This window comes from Bacillus sp. SIMBA_008, assembly GCF_046535495.1.
GTDB lineage: Bacteria > Bacillota > Bacilli > Bacillales > Bacillaceae > Bacillus > Bacillus subtilis.
This window is the reverse complement of sequence record NZ_JAWRWL010000668.1, coordinates 1-262: the sequence shown is the minus strand read 5'-3', so window position 1 is coordinate 262 and position 262 is coordinate 1. Positions and strand designations below refer to the sequence as shown.

The 262-nt window shown below is 68.3% G+C and carries 1 protein-coding gene; it reads right to left on the bottom strand.

Going from position 1 to position 262, the window contains the following annotated elements:
- On the bottom strand, window positions 1–262 hold a 262-nt coding region (locus SB658_RS24900), incomplete at both ends, for a hypothetical protein (protein WP_410603081.1).

Genomic DNA, 262 nt, shown 5'->3' with positions numbered 1-262 from the left:
CGCGCATCCTGCGTCGTCTGCGGCGTAGTAGGCATAGGTGCTGACGTCGGCCACGTCGGTGCGTGCGCCGTCCACGCTCTTCAGCAGCCCCTCCACGGGGCAACTGCCGGCTGCGGCTACATCCGCGGCCTCGCAATAGGTATACGTGGCCGTACGCGTCTGCCCGGACGCCAGGTCCTTCAGGGTCACGCTCACCGGCTGTCTACGGGCGTTGTAGGCGGTACGCGTCTCACGCTGAGCGATGGTCGTCGCCAGCACCGCG